The 17,905-nt window shown below is 45.5% G+C and carries 18 protein-coding genes; 12 read left to right on the forward strand and 6 right to left on the reverse strand.

Features of this window, described 5'->3' with window-relative positions; all coding sequences use genetic code 11:
• Positions 1 to 101: 101 nt before the first annotated feature.
• Complete coding sequence (locus PF479_RS09925; protein WP_298005690.1) at positions 102 to 662, reverse strand: 4Fe-4S binding protein; 561 nt, start codon at positions 660 to 662, stop codon at positions 102 to 104.
• Positions 663 to 883: 221 nt separating this feature from the next.
• Between PF479_RS09925 and PF479_RS09930 the strand changes: the two genes are divergently transcribed.
• Together PF479_RS09930 and PF479_RS09935 are read left to right on the forward strand one after the other, a co-directional pair.
• Positions 884 to 1,855 (forward strand): hypothetical protein, encoded by a 972-nt coding sequence (locus PF479_RS09930; RefSeq protein WP_298005693.1) that lies wholly within the window; start codon positions 884 to 886, stop codon positions 1,853 to 1,855.
• A gap of 142 nt (positions 1,856 to 1,997) precedes the next feature.
• Positions 1,998 to 3,011, forward strand: a complete 1,014-nt coding sequence (locus tag PF479_RS09935) for a fatty acid desaturase (RefSeq protein ID WP_298005696.1) — start codon at positions 1,998 to 2,000, stop codon at positions 3,009 to 3,011.
• Here PF479_RS09935 and PF479_RS09940 read toward each other — a convergent pair.
• Complete coding sequence (locus PF479_RS09940) at positions 2,931 to 3,566, reverse strand: flavodoxin family protein (RefSeq protein WP_298005699.1); 636 nt, start codon at positions 3,564 to 3,566, stop codon at positions 2,931 to 2,933. The two genes, PF479_RS09935 and PF479_RS09940, sit on opposite strands and share 81 nt — an antisense overlap.
• A gap of 1 nt (position 3,567) precedes the next feature.
• The gene (locus PF479_RS09945; protein WP_298005702.1) at positions 3,568 to 4,110 is read right to left on the reverse strand and encodes a MarR family winged helix-turn-helix transcriptional regulator; all 543 of its coding nucleotides are present in this window, start codon (positions 4,108 to 4,110) and stop codon (positions 3,568 to 3,570) included.
• A gap of 273 nt (positions 4,111 to 4,383) precedes the next feature.
• Between PF479_RS09945 and PF479_RS09950 the strand changes: the two genes are divergently transcribed.
• The 5 genes from PF479_RS09950 (at position 4,384) to PF479_RS09970 (ending at position 8,899) form a co-directional block, all read left to right on the forward strand.
• Positions 4,384 to 5,328: an ABC transporter substrate-binding protein gene (locus tag PF479_RS09950; RefSeq protein ID WP_298005704.1), complete on the forward strand. Its 945-nt coding sequence runs from the start codon at positions 4,384 to 4,386 to the stop codon at positions 5,326 to 5,328.
• A gap of 17 nt (positions 5,329 to 5,345) precedes the next feature.
• On the forward strand, positions 5,346 to 6,608 hold the full coding sequence (locus tag PF479_RS09955) for a glycine betaine/L-proline ABC transporter ATP-binding protein (protein ID WP_298005707.1): 1,263 nt from the start codon (positions 5,346 to 5,348) through the stop codon (positions 6,606 to 6,608).
• Positions 6,601 to 7,446: a proline/glycine betaine ABC transporter permease gene (locus PF479_RS09960; RefSeq protein WP_298005709.1), complete on the forward strand. Its 846-nt coding sequence runs from the start codon at positions 6,601 to 6,603 to the stop codon at positions 7,444 to 7,446. Before PF479_RS09955 ends, PF479_RS09960 begins: the two co-directional genes overlap by 8 nt.
• 92 nt (positions 7,447 to 7,538) lie before the next feature.
• Positions 7,539 to 8,000: a hypothetical protein gene (locus PF479_RS09965; RefSeq protein WP_298005712.1), complete on the forward strand. Its 462-nt coding sequence runs from the start codon at positions 7,539 to 7,541 to the stop codon at positions 7,998 to 8,000.
• 233 nt (positions 8,001 to 8,233) lie between these two features.
• Positions 8,234 to 8,899: a FecR family protein gene (locus PF479_RS09970; protein WP_298005715.1), complete on the forward strand. Its 666-nt coding sequence runs from the start codon at positions 8,234 to 8,236 to the stop codon at positions 8,897 to 8,899.
• A 62-nt stretch (positions 8,900 to 8,961) separates the two neighbouring features.
• Here the strand turns inward: PF479_RS09970 and ade are convergent, their stop codons facing one another.
• The 3 genes from ade to PF479_RS09985 all read right to left on the reverse strand — a co-directional run bounded on the left by ade (position 8,962) and on the right by PF479_RS09985 (position 12,992).
• Positions 8,962 to 10,725: an adenine deaminase gene (ade, locus tag PF479_RS09975; RefSeq protein ID WP_298005718.1), complete on the reverse strand. Its 1,764-nt coding sequence runs from the start codon at positions 10,723 to 10,725 to the stop codon at positions 8,962 to 8,964.
• A gap of 99 nt (positions 10,726 to 10,824) precedes the next feature.
• Positions 10,825 to 12,042 carry a GGDEF domain-containing protein gene (locus PF479_RS09980; protein ID WP_298005721.1) on the reverse strand — a complete coding sequence of 406 codons (1,218 nt, stop codon included), beginning with the start codon at positions 12,040 to 12,042 and terminating at the stop codon, positions 10,825 to 10,827.
• A 305-nt stretch (positions 12,043 to 12,347) separates the two neighbouring features.
• The gene (locus tag PF479_RS09985) at positions 12,348 to 12,992 is read right to left on the reverse strand and encodes a hypothetical protein (protein ID WP_298005724.1); all 645 of its coding nucleotides are present in this window, start codon (positions 12,990 to 12,992) and stop codon (positions 12,348 to 12,350) included.
• Between the two features lie 137 nt (positions 12,993 to 13,129).
• Between PF479_RS09985 and PF479_RS09990 the strand changes: the two genes are divergently transcribed.
• From PF479_RS09990 to PF479_RS10010, 5 genes are all read left to right on the forward strand, one after another.
• Positions 13,130 to 13,738 (forward strand): TetR/AcrR family transcriptional regulator, encoded by a 609-nt coding sequence (locus PF479_RS09990; protein ID WP_298005727.1) that lies wholly within the window; start codon positions 13,130 to 13,132, stop codon positions 13,736 to 13,738.
• Between the two features lie 17 nt (positions 13,739 to 13,755).
• Positions 13,756 to 13,986: a FliG C-terminal domain-containing protein gene (locus tag PF479_RS09995; RefSeq protein ID WP_298005730.1), complete on the forward strand. Its 231-nt coding sequence runs from the start codon at positions 13,756 to 13,758 to the stop codon at positions 13,984 to 13,986.
• Positions 13,987 to 14,047: 61 nt separating this feature from the next.
• On the forward strand, positions 14,048 to 15,439 hold the full coding sequence (locus PF479_RS10000; RefSeq protein WP_298005733.1) for a hypothetical protein: 1,392 nt from the start codon (positions 14,048 to 14,050) through the stop codon (positions 15,437 to 15,439).
• Positions 15,440 to 15,449: 10 nt separating this feature from the next.
• A complete protein-coding gene (locus PF479_RS10005) occupies positions 15,450 to 16,277 on the forward strand; it encodes a sugar phosphate isomerase/epimerase (RefSeq protein WP_298005736.1) in 828 nt (275 codons plus the stop codon).
• A gap of 254 nt (positions 16,278 to 16,531) precedes the next feature.
• On the forward strand, positions 16,532 to 17,671 hold the full coding sequence (locus PF479_RS10010; protein WP_298005739.1) for a Gfo/Idh/MocA family oxidoreductase: 1,140 nt from the start codon (positions 16,532 to 16,534) through the stop codon (positions 17,669 to 17,671).
• Positions 17,672 to 17,905: the final 234 nt, after the last annotated feature.

Below are 17,905 nucleotides of genomic sequence, written 5' to 3' on the forward strand. Positions count from 1 at the left end.
AGAACTTCTATCCTTTTAAGGGTGGGACGTAACAATTTTTTGTAAATACAAAGCACAAATGTTTATCATTTGTGCTTTTTTTTGCTCATTTACGGGGATTCTCAGCTGAACTGATTCAAATACCTCTGACTCAGAGTCTTCACAGGGCAAAGAACACACCAGGTTCTTGGTTTATACAGGATTGCAAGGACCGTTCCCAAAATGGTGGATGAAAGCATCAAAGAATATAAACGGAATGATAGATGAAGCAGTAGGGGATTGTATAAATGATAATGAATCATCTGCGGCATATCCCAGGGAATCTGTAAAAAGATAAACAGGCGGATCTTATCAATAGGAGCAATTTTACCCTGACTCACCATAAAGGATGACAGACCGATCAGGAGCAAATTGAAACAGACGTAGGTCAGAACCAGATTCTTTGCCTTTAAATTCACAAGCCATCGGGGCATCCTGAGTCCAAGATTCACAAATCTGAATAGGGATAGATAATCCGCCCTGGGACAAATACCTGAACACCATAGATTTTTCCGGTTCTTCATCAGGAGGACCAGGGGGGTCACCAAGCAGAAAAGGGCCAGGCTGGAAAGATGGATATTTACAAACCCCAATAAGAAGTAGAGGATTGTAAGAGATGAAAAGATCTGTTTGTTTTTATTCATTGAACCCTTTGCTATATACATTATTATGTATATATAATAATATAGATAAACAATCAATGGTTTTTAGATTATTTGGTTCCCCGGGGGCAACCTGAGGAGGGCGGAGATCTTTCGAAGATGAGAGATATGATACTTTTTCTATCATATTAAATTTGAACAGGATTAATCCCAAAATAGGCGTATGCTTTAGTGTATGTATAAATAAGAATGAGGAGCGTTTTATGAAGAAATTTTTGATACTATTTCTAATGGTGTTTATGACCTTTTCACTGTCTGCCTATGATCTGGGTGAAATAGAGGACGGTTTTCAGTCCTTTGCCGATGAAACGGCAAATGCCTTACCCCTGGCTTCCAACATGGGGCTCAACTGGAATGATGCCTATTCAGGGAATTTCCCCCATTTTGGTATCGGCCTGACTGCAGGAGCCGTCTTTCTGCCCTCAAAAGCCTTTGAGAAAGTGTATACTCTGACAGGGGATGCTTCAGGTATGGATGCGTTTCCCAGCGTCGGTATCCCTCTCCCCATATATTCCGTAGACGGCCGTCTGGGAATTCCCGTCCTGCCCATGGATGTTGGTTTTAAATTCGGTGCCTTAAGTCCGGACACTATCCCGATGGATGAGATATCAGTGGGCTTTAAAATGGTTGGATTTGATGTCAGATGGGCCGTCCTTGAAGACAAAGGCCTCATGCCCGATCTATCCGTCGGAGTAGGATACACCTGGCTGAGCGGCGACATCATTGCCCCGGTAGACCCCCAGTCCTTCGATCTGACAGGAACGGGTGACCTAACCGAACTCACTCTTGAAGATTCAGATATGTTCTATAAGTGGAGTGCCAATATCTTTGATATCAAGGCTCAGGTCAGTAAAAAACTTCTGCTGTTAAACATCTCCGGCGGTTTAGGCTACTCCATGGGTGTTTCCCAGGCAGGTGGAGGCATCACGGGAGCGACTGTTAAGGTGGATGGGCAAGAAATCACCTCAGCAGAAATGGCTCTGATCGAAGCAGCCACAGGATTATCCATTGATGACAGCGGCCTGGACATCATGTCCAAGGTCAGCGGCGGCTCTTTCCGGGTCTTCGGTGGTGTGGGTATAAACCTTTTTATCCTGAAACTGGATGTGGGTCTTCTCTACGGCCTTCCTTCCAAGACAATGGGAGTAACAACAAATGTAAGGATTCAGTACTAAAGTGAAACTGAATTAAGTTCAAAACCTGAAAGACAGCCCGCGGGCTGTCTTTTTTTCGGAATTAACCCACCAGTCCCTTGATTTCTGAGTAAAATAAGTTAAGAATTCCTTATGTGCACCATTGTTTTCAGGAGGTGCTGTCATGAATCGAAGTGAATGGAGTGCGGTCCTCGACTCTTACGAGGGCGGGAATGCAAAAAGGTCTATCGGCCAGTTCATATTCACGGTTTCTGCTTATTTTTCTCTAATGATTGTCATGTTTTATCTGGTATATACGGGCTATCCCTACTGGATAGCACTGTTGGTAGCCATCCCCGCTGCCGGATTTCATGTTAAAATTTTTATAATCCTCCATGACTGCAGTCACAACTCCTATTTCCACAGTCAGAAGGCCTGTACAGCTGTGGGCCGGATCTGCGGACTCATAACCTTCACCCCTTATTACGACTGGCGGCGGTCTCATGCCATACACCATGCCTCGGTGGCGAATCTTGAGAAACGGGGAGTCGGCGATGTGTGGACGATGACCGTTGAAGAGTACAAGAGTGCAGGACGGTTCAAAAAGCTGATATACCGCATATTCAGGAATCCCCTATTCCTGTTTGGTATAGCACCGGCCGTTCTGTTCCTATTAATATCACGCTTCCCCCGCAAAAATTTGACAAAAAAAGAGTTCCGCAGCATTATCCTGACAGATCTTGTCCTGGCCTCAGTCATTACAACCCTCTCCCTGTTCACGGGACTTGGGGTGATCCTGAAGAGCATACTGCCCATCGTCATCTTATCCAGCATGTGGGGGGTCTGGCTCTTTTACGTTCAGCATCAGTTTAAAAATGTATATTGGTCACATAGTACAGAATGGGATTATGAGAAGGCCGCCCTGTTGGGCTGCTCCTTCTATAAGATGCCCGGAGTCCTCAGATGGTTTTCAGGCAATATAGGATATCACCATATCCACCATTTGAACTCCCGCATTCCCAATTACAACCTGAAGAAATGCTATAACGAGGTGCCCGGAGTCAGAAATATTAAAGTCATGACCCTCCTGGGCAGCGTCAGGTCTGCCTTTTTACAGCTATGGGATGAGAGTAGTGGAAAGATGGTGAGTTTCAGGAGACTGAAGAATCAGAGTGTCTCTCAGTTTCCTTCCGTTTGACTGGGCGGATTCCATTGCTTCAGTCCGGCTCTTCACTTCACCGGCTTTAAAACAATGCAGTACTTTTTGATTAAATACAGTACGAAATCCAAGAGACTCAAAGCTTTTCTGAAGAATTTGTGGAGTATACCCCATATCATCCACGCTATTCTGTTCGCAAATACTGATGAACCCTGCAAATTTTCTGGGACCTGAATCGAATTCAGCGGTCCAGACCGATCGGTCTTTGGGGTTGTAGGATGAAAAGCAGTAGCAGCGGTCAATGAATTTCTTCATATCGCTGGTAACATTGTAAAAATAGGTGGGCGATCCGATAATCACGGCATCTGCTTCCCTGAGCAGGGAGTAGGCATGCTGCATATCATCATCGATGACGCAACGGTTACTTCTGGCACAGCCCTCACAACCTGTGCAGCCGTCAAATTCCATGTCCCCCAGAAAAAGGGTTTCACCCGAAAAATAATCCAACTCCTGAAAGGGTATAAGAGCCTGTTCGATAAGAGACGCCGTATTGCCCTTCGTTCTCTTGCTTCCCAGGACTGCTAAGACCTTCATTTTACTTTATGACTCCGTCATTCTCGGGCAGTATATCATCTAGAAATCTGTCTACTTCCAGGGATGATGCGGATAGAGGTCCGCTGTACAACACCGGCGAAGAATCTATTTTTTCGGCTTTAAGCATGGTAGCCATACGTTGGAGTGAAGAGATAATCATATGTTTTTCCCATTCCTCCAGTGTTTCAAACTCATCGGTAAATTCTTCCTGAAAGAGAGATGGATTGGTATCCAGGATCATCTTAGATTTCTCAGTTAGTAAAATCTTGACTTTCCGTTTATCCTGAGAACTTCTCTCCCGTTGGGCAAATCCCTGTTGTTCCAATCGATCAAGAATACTGGTCACAGTAGCCTGTGAAAGACTCACTTCCCTGGCGATGGCTGAAATTGGCCTGTCAGAACTCTTGTGTATTTCTTTTAGAACGATCAACTGAGGACCGGTGATTCCGTATCGTTTTGTTAATTTTTTTGACTGCAGATCGATGGATCGAATAATCTGCCTCAGTGTAGAAACGACAATATCTGATTTATTCTGCTCTTCCATTCAATCCCCTGTCTAGTATTTCTTGCCTCACAATATCACTCATTAGGAGTAATTGCAAAGTATACATATATTATGGCCACTAATGTTTAGAATAATATAGATATAATCCAAAAATTCCAAGACATTCTCTATCATATGCGTTAAAAACAATTTATATAAGGATTTTTGAAACTTAAAAAGATTCTTTTCCTTAACAAATGGCCCTTCATGGTTTGACAGTTAGTCCAATTTATCTTAGTGTACTAATAAATTAAACACAAAAAAGAGGTTATTGTGAAGAAAAGTATTCTAATACTACAAGCGCTACTGATTTTAATTACATTCTCCCTGGCTGCCGAAGGGCAAAAAGAAGAAGGGATTACAACAATTGTCTTTGGGGATGTCTCCTGGGATAGTGTTCAGGTTCATAACAGAATTATGGGATTCATCATCGAGAACGGATTGACCGGCTATAAGGCCGATTATATTCCCGGCGATACCATGCCCATTGTAAATGGTGTAACTCAGGGAGACATTGATGTAGATATGGAGTCCTGGCATAACAATGTTTATGAAATCTATAAAAAGGGAATCGATTCTGGCAATCTGGTGGATCTGGGAAAAAACATGCCCGACGCTCCTCAGGGCTGGTGGATACCCCGTTACCTGGTTGAAGGTGCTGATGCACAGGCTCCTAACCTGAAATCTGTTGAAGATCTGCCAAAGTACGCAAATCTGTTCACAGATCCTGAAGATTCCTCCAAAGGAATCATCTACGGCGGTGTTGCCGGATGGGGTCAGTTGCAGGTATCAGAAAAGTTTTATGAGAAATACGGTTTATCCGATACCTACAACCTGGGAGTAGCCGGATCCGGAACTGCCCTGGCAGCGACTATGGTAGCCGCTTATGGAAAAAAAGAACCCTGGATCGGATACTACTGGGCACCTACAGCCATACTGGGAAAGCTTGACATGGTCCGCCTGGCTGGCAGCGAATATCCTGCTGCCGCGGTTAATATCCTTGTGAACAAATCCATGTTGGAAAAAGCACCCGATGTGGTTGAAATCCTGAAAAAGTATTCCACTACTGTGGATGATAACAATGAATTTTTGGCCAAAATGGACGATGAAGGCTGGGACACTCAACAGGCTGCCGAGTGGTTTCTAAAAAACAAGGAAGAAGTCTGGACCAAATGGGTCTCTTCTGAAGTAGCCAAAAAAGTGAAAGCGGCTCTTTAAAGAAATAAGGAAATTAAATGACGAATACGACTCTTGCGGCTGAATCGACATTAGATCAGCCCGGGGGGAGTAACTCTCCCCAAGTTATCATCAAGGATTTATGGAAAATCTATGGACGGGATCCCAAAAGGATTCTGAAAAAAGAGATTCGGAATAAATCAAAAGATGAAATACAGAAAAAAACTGGCTGCATTATTGGAATGCGCAACATCAACCTGGAAATCGAAAAAGGTCAATTCTACATTCTTATGGGACTCTCAGGCAGTGGAAAATCCACTCTTGTCAGAAACCTGATCCGCCTGGTGAATCCCACAAGCGGTTCCATTAACATCAATGGCAAAGATATTACAAAGATGAACCAGGACCAACTGCTTCAGTTCCGAAGAAACACCTTCGGTATGGTTTTTCAGCATTACGGACTGTTGCCCCACCAGACAGTACTGGACAATGCGGCCTATGGATTGAAAATCAGGGGATTGCCCAAGGGTGAACGCTACGCCAAGGCCATGCGCACTCTGGAAACTGTCGGTCTCAAGGGCTGGGAAGATTACTATCCCGGCTCCTTAAGCGGCGGTATGCAGCAGCGTGTCGGACTGGCTAGAGCGCTTTCCAATGACCCCGAGATTCTCCTCATGGATGAACCCTTCAGCGGACTTGATCCTCTTATTAGAAGGCAGATGCAGGATGAACTGGTAGAACTTCAGGCAACCCTCAAAAAAACCATCATATTCGTAACCCATGATCTTCATGAAGCCCTCAAACTAGGTGACAAGATAGCTATCATGAGAAACGGCGAGGTTGTTCAGGAAGGAACTCCCGAGGAGATTGTAACCCAACCAGCCAATGATTATGTTCAGGAGTTTGTACGAGATGCCTCTCCTGCCAAGGTGATAACGGCAGGAACCATTATGGAAGAACCCAAAATTATTCTCTATGACTGGGAAGGACCCCGTACCGCCCTGACTCTCCTGCGCTCCAATAACAGACGTTCTGCCTTTGTTATCAATAGATCAAGGAAATTATTGGGTGTGATAACAGAAGACAAGCTGGTTAAGTTATTGGAAAATAAAGATTATAAGGGTGGAATTCCCGAAACGATCATCCGGAAGGTACCCTCTGTAATTGAAAACACTATACTGGAAGATATGTTTTCAATCGTCAATGAAAACCCCTACTCCATCCCCGTTGTGGATGAGAAGGGATGTTTCAAGGGAAAGGTAACCACAGACCAGATCTTTGAATCCATAACCCCCTATAATGAAGGAGATACTGATGACTGAATTTCCTGATATTGTAGGAATACCCCTTGCCGATTGGATTGACTCTGCCATGTCCTGGCTTTTGCAGAATCTGGATGGCTTTTTTGATGCCATTGGATTTATCATCCTCCAGGTGGTTGCAGGGATTGAGCGATTATTTCTCTTTCTCCCCTGGTTTGTTATAATTCTTCTGGTGGGACTAGCCGGATGGAAACTTGTAGGTAAATTGAAAACAGGTATTGTTTTTATGCTCCTCATGTTTATGATCGGAACCTTTGGATACTGGGACCTGGCCATGCGGACACTCAGTCTTGTCATTGCCTCTGTTTTCTTTTCCCTCCTCATCGGTATACCCTTTGGCATTCATATGTCCCGAAGTGACCGAGCCGAATCCATCCTGAAACCGATACTCGACGGAATGCAGACCATGCCTAGCTTTGTTTATCTCATTCCGGCCCTGATGTTCTTTGGAATGGGGAAGGTACCTGCTATGTTTGCCACCATAATCTATGCTGTTCCACCTGTGATCCGTCTGACTAATGTCGGGATCAGAACTGTGGATGTAGAAGCCGTGGAAGCGTCAAAAGCCTTCGGAGCATCAACCAGACAGGTTCTGTTCGATGTACAGCTACCCCTGGCAAAACCAACAATCATGGTAGGAATCAACCAGACAACCATGATGGCTCTGTCCATGGTAGTCATCGGTTCCATGATAGGTGCCAAAGGTCTGGGAATGGAAGTTCTTCTGGCCATCAACAGGATTGAGGTAGGACGCGGATTTGAAGCCGGTATTTCAATCGTATTTCTGGCTATTATCATTGACAGGATCACCCACTCCTTTTCTGAAAAGAAGGATTAAGTGCAGGCTGATATTATATTTTAATAATATCAGCTTGTTCTTGCATTGTTTACCATATATCATGATCAGACGTTTTCAAATAAGGGGATAATATGAAATTTTCCAAGATATTGATTGCACTGATCATGCTGGCTGGACCAATCCTGGCTGAAGATTCAAACCATTTCATTACAATGGCCGATTTTGACAAAACATTTCAGGGATTCAGTTTCCTCCAGGGAGAGCTGGTTTCTATAGATATGGAAGCAGAAAATCTTTCTGACCATATAGATTTCATCTTTGATCTTCCGAATGGTCTGGGTATGAACAATGGGGCCCTCGATGGTTGGTTTGCGGGAAAGGCAATGATTCTGGATCTGGGGGATATGCCGATTGAAAGCATCCTGGAGATGGATGAAGAAGACTTCACTCCCTACCTTATTCCAGAGGAGTTGATCCCGGGGCATACATATCATATTAAAACAGCCGACACCAAGCATCAGGGAAGAATTAGGATCGTAGAATTTGACACTGATCAGAGCCTTCTCTCATTTAACTGGCTTAAGTTAGACTAAAAATTATTCCCATCATAGAGCATTCACATTGAGCTTTAAAAGTTTAAACAGAATGCTTTTTTTATCTTTTCATATATTATCATTTTACTACCATTTATTAAATAAATAGATTAGAATTCTTAGGCATAGACAATGTTGAAATGAGGGTGAACTGGCTTTACAGGGATTCTCCCGATGCAGCAAATATTATTTATGCCCGTCTGATAGATGATTGAGAAATAAGGAGATTTTGAATGAGATTGATTCCTAAGAAACTTATATTTATCCTGACAATGTCCTTTGTCCCTTTTATATTAAGTGGCGAAAGCATTCTGGAATACCTGGAAGGAGATGTGCTGGTTATTAGAAACGGTGAAGAACTGGATGGGGACTTCGGAATGGAACTGGATCAGGGAGATGTCATTTTGACACAGAAGGAATCCCTGGCCATCCTGGAACTGGAGGGAGGACGAGTACTCAAGATGAGAGAAAACAGCAGTCTGAGGCTTGAGAATTTGAGCCGGAACACAAGTCTGGTACTCCAAAAAGGCAGCGTTTTCTCCAGGGTAGATCATATTATCAACGGTAAATTTGAAATCAGAACTGAATCTGTCGTGGCGGGAGTCAGAGGCACGGAGTTCTTTGTTTCCTTTGGCAAGTCTGTGGATGATGCGGCGGATATATGGCTCTGTGTCAATGACGGGACGGTTGAAGTGATGATCCCCGAGACTGGAGACTCCATACTGGTCAATGAAGGGGAAGGAATAAACATCCTGGGAGGCAGGGCGCTGACTGCTCCGGAAGCCTATGAATGGACAAAGGATCTGAATTGGAATACAGATCCTGATGCGGGGAATGTCAAAGATGAAACGGACCTGGACCTCCAGCAGTCAGTATATCGAGGCCGGCGGGCCCTATGAGGTCGATGAAAAACGTCTGAAAATCGGAGCTGCTGTGATCTGGAAACCAGATTTTAACTGATTTATTCCGTTTTTATCACAAGGGGAACAAGACAGTGCTTCAAAACATCGACCAGCCCCAGGTCTGTTAAACCCAACTCAGGAACAGTGGGAAGTGAAATAAACGACAGGGACATAAAAGGTGACGCCATGGTGCAGCCTAATTGTTTGACCGCCTCGTTCACCCTGTTCATATTATTCATGACAATTTCTGCAGGATCGGGACTCATCAACCCGCCGATGGGCAGAGCAATGGAATCAAGAATCTTGCCGTCACAGGCTGCGGCAAAACCGCCCTGCATCCTTTCCAGTTCTTGAACCGCCAAAAGCATATCCTCCGGATTTGTCCCCACAACCACGATATTGTGATGATCATGAGAAACTGAGGAGGCCAGGGCCCCCTGGACGAGCCTAAATCCCCGGACAAATCCGGAACCCAGCTGCCCGTTCTTTCCGTATCGTTCCACTACCGACAACATCAAAATATCCCGGGATATATCAGGAGAAACTTTGCCGGCAAGGATGGGCAGCCACTCCTGCTTCTCTTTGTTAATGATCTGATCGGGAATGAGATCGATCACCCGGACCAGGGCTCGTTCCCCCTCAGCGTTGGTGGTAAAATCACCTGCACTTAAATCCCTCTGGAGGGTCACCGTGTGGTTCAGGTAGTCAGGGTAACTCCCCTTCTGCTCCTGGAGAATCTTACCCTTTTCAGCCACAAGCTTTCCTCCCTTGAAGACGGCTTCGGGCTTCATTGTATTCATATCCGGAACCAGCAGAATATCGGCAAATCGCCCCGGGGTCAGGGAACCCAGTTCATGATCCAGACGGAAATGACGGGCCGTATTGATGGTGGCGATCTTGACGGCTTTGACCGGATTCATCCCCAGGTCGATGGAACGCTGCACGTTATAGCTGATATGACCTTCTCTGACGATGTCATTCACATGTTTGTCGTCGGTACAGAACAGAAGGTCCTCGGTGGGCAGCTTGTCTTCGAGAATCCCCCTGATAAGGGTGTCCAGGTTCCTCTCACTGCTTCCCTCCCGGATCAGGGCTCTGAGTCCCAGAGACAAACGGTCCTTCAGTTCCTGATACTCCACTGACTCATGATCGTCGGAGAGACCCGCCGCTGCGTAGGTATTCAGATCATCCCAACCCAGACCGATGGCGTGACCGTTGCAGATGCGCCCCTCCTCTCTGGCACTCAGAGTTTTCATGAGGTAGTCATCCATAAGATTCAGAACCTTGGGCGGGTCCAGTTCTCCCAGGCTCACCGCATTGGATTCCTTTAATAGAATAGAGACCTCTTCGACTCCCAGAACGCCGCCGGTCGTTTCCAACCCCGGTGCAGTGGGAACACGGGAAGGAACTTCCATAAAGAGACGAAAAGGAAGGTCATCTTTGTCCCTGAGCAGATCATTAAGCCCCTGAATTCCCGCGACATTGGCAATTTCCATGGCATCGACAAATAAAGTGGTGGTTCCCCAGGGGACGATGACAGTGGCCAGGGCCTCGGGAGTGAGCAGGGTGGTCTCGATATGAATATGGCTATCCATAAAGCCGGGAATGGCTATCATTCCAAGGCCATCATAACGTACCCTGGCTTGAACCTCCCATCCGGGAGAAACCGCGACGATCCTGCCATTCCTGATCACCAAGGAACCACTGCGGATCTCTTCGGTATAGACATCCAGAATCCGGATATTGTAAATATAGAGGTCCGCCATCTCTTTTCCAGATGACGCCTTGAGCTCCTGCTTCAGTTGTTCCAGTCTTTTGTTCATGAAAACCCCTTATTTCGATCAATCCGGTTGAATTGCGATTTGTATTGTAACATGAACTTAAGGATATGAGGTTCATCGGCATCATACGGCAGATGTGGATCATCCGTTTACTGTATCTTTTTTAATCTCATCAAAAGATATCACACAGTTCCGGCTTTTCCGTTTACCATAATACATCGCTTTATCGGCTCTCTTTATCATACCCTCTATTGTATCCCTGGAATTGACGACAGACACACCAAGGGTTAATGTGACGGCGACTGGTTTATTAGCACCATCAAATTCATATCTATGGGCTTCCACTGTCTTTCTGATCCGTTCAGCTAATATTACAGCTTGTTCCTTGTTTGTTGCCGGCAATAAGATAAGGAATTCTTCGCCTCCCCATCGAGCAACAGTATCATATGTTCTGATCGATTTGCACATGTCTTCCGTGATTGACTTCAATAAAGAATCCCCACCATCATGCCCGTATAAATCATTGATATTTTTAAAGAAATCAATATCGGCGCTTGCCAGAGCAAACTCCGAGCCTGTTTTTTGATATCGATTAAATTCCTGCTGAATTTTTTGTTCCATATACCGCCTGTTATACAGACCTGTCAGGCTATCGGTTATTGATATCCGCTCCAGTTCCTGTTGACGCCTGGCTCCTGATATGGATGTTGCAATCAGATAATAACTAAAAAAAATCAACATTGTGGATAATATCAGGGTGATAAAAGTAGACAGAAGGTATCTTTCTTGAAAAGCATAACTGGCCAGTAACAGGAAAGATAAGATAGGAAATAATGTAAAACTTTTCTTATGTTGATCAAGAATTCCAATGATATCTTTAAGAGGTGATTTCATATACCGCCTTATAAATGGCAGGGCCACCAATTCAAGAATCAGGCCTAAAAAAACAAAAGTATGTGGAATTGGCGGAGATAAAAAATGGTCGATATTTACAAATATAAGGTATATCAGTTGAGTCAGAGAATATATCAAATAGAATACAAAGATTTTTGCCTGAAATGTTTCTTTAAAAATCAGGATAACTGGAATCAGGTATAAGGATCCCAATATATAGCTAATCAGCAAAGGATTGAGGTTAATATTGTTCAGAAAGAAGTGAAATAAGGTTATCGTACCCCAAGACGCAATACATACCAGAAACTGAAAGCCCCGCGATCGCTTTGTTTCTAAAAAAATGTATAATAATATAATATTTTCAATAAGGTATACACTTCTACTTAAAAAAAACATACTCATTATAGAGTCCAGCATCATTTCCCTCATAATAATTTCAGTCTTTATTGCAAGAGAGACTATCATTTATCCCTGACATAAATAAGTATTCCAGTTTTTAATTATTCCAAACAATAGAAGCAGCCGGAGGGATGTTGACGGCCGATTCCAGAGCCTCAATGAATTGTATGGCCCTTGTGTCTCTCAAATTTTGATTTCCCTTGAGTCAGATTTTTTGTGATTCCTATAATGACTTTAAGAGCAAAAAAATCACTTAACACAGCAATATTGCAACCCTGGTTATTGCAGAAAGACACATCACCGGTCAAGTATATCTGTTCAGCAACAAGTGGAATTCACCGGAGATCCTTATAAGATCTTAAATACTGGAATTACCAGCTGAGAAGAATTGAATCCACCAGTTTGAGGGCCGTTGTCATATGGGATAGATCTGCATCGATCACAGCCGTGGAGCCATCAACAGACCCAATTCCGGCAGGTTTCAATGAATATTCCTTTTTGTCTGAATCCCATTCCGACTGGAAGATCAACGAGGGCTGACCGTTAACATCTGTCAATTCCTTTGTATAAAAATCGTTATAGTCATAGGAAATGTTAACTTCGGCTCTGATACGTGCTGTTTCTGCCGGAAACTCTCCGGGAAAACGGCGGTCCTTCGGCTCCTTCCCTTTACTGGCGGAACTGATGGCATCAATGGATTCCTGAATATCGGCGGCGGCCTTGCTGTGATAATAAACCGGAAGAGACTCCGGTCTTTCCACCGCCTTTCCCAGCCATCTGTTTTCTGCTGCCTTTCCGGTGACGGAAAGAGTTCTTAACAACCTGCCCTCACTGTCTTCCAGCCAGACGGCTATGAGCGGCTTTTTCTTCATGGGAATCGGTCCAAGCCACTTAATATAAGAGTACTCCTCTCCCGCAAGGATCGAGAGAGTCCATTCTTTGCCTTTTTCTGTTTCAGCCTGTAATACCAGGGGCAATACACTCATCACTGCCAGGATCAAAATCATCTTCTTCATAGTATTCTCCTCCACACATGTTACCGATAGGAAACATGGTTTATGGCCATAATGTTACTTAGTAGTAACTTTTGTCAAGAGTTTGAATTGACAGATTCAATATAAATTCCTATTGTTGTTCCTGTGAGGGTTCAAAAATGAAAGACCGAGGCAGGACGGAGCAGAAAATTCTGGATGCAGTGGGGAAGATTGTCAAAGAAAAAGACTTTGATGCCCTGGGGATCAACGCCATAGCCGAAGAAGCCGGCGTGGCCAAGGTTCTGATATACCGTTATTTCGGAAACTTTGAGGGACTCCTCCGGGAATGGGCCCTGGGTACACACTATTGGCCGACACAGGTAGAAACAGGAACTCCCGATTTTTCTAGCCTCTCCCTTCTGGAAGTGAAAAAAAAGGCTGAAGAAGTCTTCATCGGCCAGTTGGACAGCCTGGAGAAGAAGGACTTGCTTAGAAAAATCATCCGCTGGCACCTCTCTTCGGGACACCCCGTTTCAAAAGAGATCATGGCAAAGGTGGAAGAAGACGGCATTCATCTGATGGATGCCTTCAAATCCAGATGCGACAGTGAACTGGATCTGGATGCCCTGATCTCAATCCTGATTGGGGGAATCTATTATCTGTCTTTGATTTCAGATCAGGCAGATGTCTTCAACACCATCCCCCTGAACCACCCCGAAGGTCGGATGCGTATCAGAGACGGGATATCCCAATGGCTGGATATGCTCTTTAAGGAGATCAGAGATTAAAGTAAGGTAGGTTCCCTATGACTGTTGAGGAGACAATATCTGCTCTTATTCGAAATCTGCCCAAAGCGGATGTCCAGAATACTTTTATGCGCCTGACCGATAAAGAGGTGGCTGTATCCCTCAAGAAACTGGATGAAGAGACTCAAAGCATCGTCTTAAATAGGCTGCCCGAGGCCAAGACAGAAAGGATAAGAGATGAAATGCGGCTGTTCAGCAGAAGAATCTCAGTGCCTGAATCCAAAATTTGACAATCCAATTTCAATTTCTTATAGTTGCATGCAACTTCGTAAAAGCAAAAGGGGGTTTGTTTTGATACAGATCACAGAAGAAAGAGATCTAAAGAGTCTTGAAAAACCCCTCATCCGCATGTTTGAATTGGCTACCCACAAAATTGATCTGATAAAGAGAAACTGGGATGAGAAAAAAGGGGCCCCCGTCTTCACCGTGGACGGAAAATACAGCTCTAGAGGCTGGACGGAATGGACCCAGGGGTTCATGTACGGGAATGCCCTGTTGGCATATGAGGCCACGGGAGACAGGGATTCTCTGCAATGGGGAAGAAGCAAGACTGTAGAACAAATGGCACCCCATCTGTCCCACTTCGGAGTTCATGATCATGGATTCAACAACATCAGCACTTACGGAAACCTCCTCCGCCTGATGAAAAACGGAGAGCTGGAATACAATGAATGGGAGAAGAACTTTTACGAATTGGCCCTGAAATTAAGCGGCGCCGTTCAGGCGAGACGCTTTACTTCCCTCCCCGATCAACTGGGATATGTCAGTTCTTTTAACGGTGCCCACAGCCTCTTTGCGGATACAATCCGTTCCATGAGGATTCTCGCAGTCTCCCATCATCTGGGTCATTTTTTCTGGGGAGAACAGGATAAAAAAACAAGCCTCCTCCGACTGCTTTTAAGCCATGCAGAGACAACGGCAAGGTTCAATGTCTATTTTGGTGAAAAACGGGATTCCTGGGATGAGAGAGGAAGAGTGGCTCATGAGAGCATCTTCAATGTGGAAAGCGGTTCCTACCGCTGTCCCGGCTCCCAGCAGGGATATTCACCCTTTTCAACATGGACCCGGGGGCAGGCCTGGATACTCACCGGATATGCGGAGCAGCTGGAATATATTGCGACCCTGGATGAGAGTGAAATCAGGGACCTCAGGCTCCCCTACTACCCCGACAAGGAGGCCATTCTCAGCCGCTTCCAGGAGCTGGCAGAGGCCGTAGCCGACCATATCATCACCCATACTCCGGTGGATGGAATCCCCTATTGGGATACGGGAGCTCCCCTTCTTTACAAAATGGATGACTACCAGAACAAACCGGCAGATCCCTTCAACCCCTATGAACCTGTAGACGCCTCGGCTGCAGCCATCTCGGTTCAGGGACTCTTCCGCCTGGCGGAAACCCTGAAAGAAGGGAGTCCCGAAAAAGCCCTTAGATATCAGAATGCCGCCATCACCATGATGAGAACCCTCTTGAGTGACACATACCTCAGCACGAAAGAAAACCATGAAGGGCTTCTGCTCCACTCCATCTATCATCAACCAAATGGATGGGACCATATCCAAAAAGGGCAGAAAATCTCGAATGGGGAAAGTTCTATGTGGGGGGATTATCATCTCATCGAAGCCGGAGTTTATCTCTATAAAAGAATATCAGGAAAAGCCGCACCGGTATTTTTTGATATCTGAAGGATAGGAAATGAAGGAATTAACGAATCTAGACAGATTGTGCGTTCATACAATAACGACAAAACCCTGGTCCATCGAGGAGTCGATTGAGCAGTATGCCAGAGCCGGAGTGAAAGGAATTACCATCTGGCGGGATACACTGGAAAACCGTGATAGACGGCTCATCAGAAAAAAGATCAAAGATGCAGGACTGGAAGTCGTCAGCATCTGCCGGGGCGGTTTTTTCCCTAAAGCCACTGCCGGGGAAAGGGAACGGGCCATTGATGATAATCTGGCCCTCATCGATGAGGCGGCGGAAGTGGGTGCCCCCCATATCGTTCTGGTCTGCGGAGCAGAGCCGACAATCTCCCTCGCCCAGTCAAGGCATCAGATAATGGAAGGAATCTCCAGAATAAACAGTTATGCCCGGGACAAGGGAGTCAAATTGGCCATTGAACCCCTTCATCCCATGTACGCCGATTCCCGGTCTGCCGTCAATACAATGGAACAGGCCAACGATATGTGGGAACAGCTCAATTCTAAAAATATAGGCATCGCCGTAGATATCTATCACCTCTGGTGGGACCCTCACCTGCAGGATGAAATAAAAAGAGCCGGAGCCGCTGACAGCATCATGGCTTTCCATACATGTGACTGGAAAAACCCCACCACAGATTTCCTCCTCGACAGAGGACTGATGGGAGAGGGAATCGCCCCCATCATGGAAATCAGATCATGGGTTGAAGATGCGGGATTCAAGGGATTCATAGAAGTGGAGATCTTCTCAGAATATCACTGGAAGAAAGACCAGAAGATCTTCCTCAATGAAGTCATTAATGCCTACAGGCAATTTGCATAATGTTTAATTAAGGCCCTTCGGCCTTTGCGAATAACACACCGAGGCCCTTAGGCCCTGAGCTAAGAAAATACCAAGGCTGTAAACCAGCCTTGGTAGAACAAAGGCCCTGAGCCATAATTAGAACATAGGCCCTTCGGCCTTAGCAAAGAATACACCGAGGCCCTTAGGCCCTGAGCGAGGAATCACGGACGCTCCGCTGGAGCGTTCGTAGTATAATGGCTCCTACGGAGCCTCGGTAGCAAAATGGAGAAAGTATGAACAAAATCGGAATTGTAATGAATGGTGTCACCGGTAGAATGGGAACCAATCAGCATTTGATCAGATCCATAAAAGCCATCCGGGATGAAGGAGGAATTATGCTGAAAGACGGTTCCTACCTGGTCCCCGACCCCATTTTAGTCGGCCGGAATGAGAATAAACTGAAAGATCTCTCGGAGAAACACAATGTTCCCCGATATACAACAGACCTCGATGCGGCTCTGACCGATCCCTATAACAAGATCGATTTCGACAGCACTCTGACCGAACTGAGAGCCGGCGGTGTGCGGAAGGCCCTTGCCGCAGGAAAGGCAATCTACTGTGAAAAACCCACCTCGGTTTCCACTTCCGAAGCCCTGGCCCTCTACAACGAAGCCACCGCGGCAGGACTCAAAAACGGAGTGGTCCAGGATAAACTCTGGCTGCCGGGTCTTATGAAACTTCAGTACCTGATCAATACGGGGTTTTTCGGAAAGATTCATTCCGTCAAGGGTGATTTTGGCTACTGGGTCTTTGATGGGAAGAATCAGAGAGCACAGAGGCCGAGCTGGAACTACAGAAAAGAGGACGGCGGTGGAATGATGATCGACATGTTCTGTCACTGGCGCTATGTCATCGACAACCTTTTTGGGGAAATCGAAAGCCTTTCGTCCATCGGTGCCATCCATATCCCCGAGAGAGTGGATGAACAGGGCAAAACATACAAGACGACTGCCGAAGATGCCGCCTATGCGACGTTTAAACTCAAAAACGGCATACTCTGTCAGTTCAATTCCAGCTGGTGCACCCGGGTCCGCAGAGTCGATCTGCTGACAATTCAGGTGGACGGGTCAGTGGGTTCGGCCGTGGCGGGATTGAGAGACTGTGTGGTTCAGCACGATGCGGAAACCCCCAAACCAGTGTGGAATCCGGATATAGACAGCCCGATTGATTTTCTGGACAGCTGGACAAAAATGCCGACCAGGGATTCCTTTGACAACGCATTCAAGATCCAGTGGGAGATGTTCATAAGGCACGTTGTAGAGGATGAACCTTTCAGATGGAGCCTGAAAGAAGGGGCCAAAGGCGTTCAGCTGGCCGAACTGGGAATTCAATCCTGGGAAGAAAGAAAATGGGTGGATGTGCCGGAGCTATAGAGGCATTCCGCTTCAATGATTTCCTCTTCAGTTAACTTCATATAAAAACCCCTTCAGTTGAATTCTTGTCCAACAAAAGGGGTTCATATCATTGTGGCGTCAGATTATTATTGAACTTTGATTCCATCTTCAAACAACATATCCGGGCAAAAATCTTGCTCATGTAACCATTGGATGCTACCATGAAAAGGCTTTACAGTATTGAATAATGATAAAGTTTTCAACTCTCTGAAA

Source organism: Oceanispirochaeta sp. (genome assembly GCF_027859075.1).
GTDB lineage: Bacteria > Spirochaetota > Spirochaetia > DSM-2461 > DSM-2461 > Oceanispirochaeta.